Annotated in this window: 1 pseudogene; it reads left to right on the forward strand. The window is 67.9% G+C overall.

Annotation, left to right across the window (positions count from 1 at the left end):
* Positions 1 to 54 precede the first annotated feature (54 nt).
* Positions 55 to 1593: pseudogene (locus tag M2283_RS51480) on the forward strand (ISL3 family transposase).
* Positions 1594 to 1805: the final 212 nt, after the last annotated feature.

Below are 1805 nucleotides of genomic sequence, written 5' to 3' on the forward strand. Positions count from 1 at the left end.
GGCTCTGTCCCGTAATCGGTGGTAACGACGGGTGACGGTTGTCGTTGGCATAGTGTGCGCGATGTCAATCAGCTTGTGGGTGTGGTGTTTTCAGGGTTGTCGGCCCTGGTCGTCGAGGGCGTGACGGATGAGGGCGAGGTCATCCGGGTGTCGGCGCGGACCCGGGACGATCCGGTGCCGTGTCCCGCGTGCGGGACGCGAACAGCACGGGTGCACGGGTTTCATGGGCGGGTGATCGCGGACGTGCCGGTGGACGGACGGCGGGTCGTTGCCCTGGTACGGGTCCGCCGCCTGGTGTGCCCGGTGCTGGGCTGCCCACGGCAGACGTTCCGCGAGCAGGTTCCCGGCGTCGTGGAGCGCTACCAGCGCCGCACCAACCGCCTGGCCGGCCAACTCGGCTCCGTGGTCAAGGAGTTAGCGGGCCGGGCGGGCGCCCGCCTCTGCCGCGTCCTGGCCTGCGCGATCTCCCGCTCGACCGCCCTGCGCATGCTCATGCGCCAGGTGGTGACACCGCTGCGCGTCCCGCGCGTGCTCGGCGTCGACGACTTCGCACTCAAACGCCGGCACCGCTACGCCACCGTGATCATCGACGCAGAGACCGGCGAACGGATCGACGTCCTGCCCGACCGCACTGCCCAGACCCTGACCACGTGGCTGCGCGAGCACCCCGGGGCCCAGTACGTCTGCCGCGACGGCTCCGCCACCTACGCCGAAGCGATCCGCCAAGCCCTCCCCGAAACGGTACAGGTCAGCGACAGATGGCACCTCTGGTCCAACCTGTGCGGCAGGGTCCTGGCCGAAGTCCGCTCCCACGCCGCCTGCTGGGCCACCGCTGTGAACCCCACCAGACCCGGGGGCGTGCACGAGCAGAGCACCCGCGAGCGCTGGTAGCGGGTCCACCATCTGCTCGACCAGGGCGTCGGCCTCCTCGAATGCGCCCGCCGTCTCGATGTCGCCCTGAACACCGTCAAGCGGTACGCCCGCATGAAGGAGCCCACCGGCGACCGCCGCGCACCCCGTTACAAGCCCACACTCGTCGACCCCTACCGCGACCACCTGCGCCGGCGCCGAAGCGAAGACCCCGCTGTGCCCGTCACTCACCTCCTGCGCGAGATCAAGGAGCTGGGCTACACCGGTAGCGCCAACCTCCTGGTCCGTTACATCACCCAAGGCCGCGCCGAGGGTGACAAGCCGGTCACCACCCCGCAGCGATTCGCCCGCCTCCTGCTCACCCGCCCCGAGAACCTGCGCGACAAAGACACCGCACTACTGCGGGAACTCGTCAAGGTCTGCCCCGAGCTGAGCGAACTGTCCCGCCTCACCGGTGAGTTCGCTCAGTTACTAACCCCAGCGGAGGGCAACGACGCCAAACTCACCGACTGGATCACCACGGTTCGCACCGTCGACCTGCCCCACCTGCACTCCTTCGCGAACGGCCTCGAACTCGACCGCGCCGCCGTCGACGCTGGCCTCACCCGCCCGTACCACAACGGCCGCACCGAGGGCGTCAACACCCGAACCAAACGGATCATGAGACAGATGCACGGCCGAGCCGGGTTCCCCCTGCTCCGCCACCGCATCCTCCTCCAGTAATCACTGAGTATCTTCAGCGGTGCTTCACGAGGGTGATGTCACGTCAGGTGTTGACAACGTCTTCGAGCAGGGCGATTGCTGCGACGCCGGTCCAAGCCAGTGCCCAAGAGGTCACTCGATCAGTGAGCTTCTTCAACTGCGCCCCGGGAGAGGGAAGGTAGGTCTGTCGTTGACGTACGGGTGACCAGCAGCATTGAGCGCGCTGACTGAGA

The organism is Streptomyces pseudovenezuelae (genome assembly GCF_029892565.1).
Lineage (GTDB): Bacteria > Actinomycetota > Actinomycetes > Streptomycetales > Streptomycetaceae > Streptomyces > Streptomyces pseudovenezuelae_A.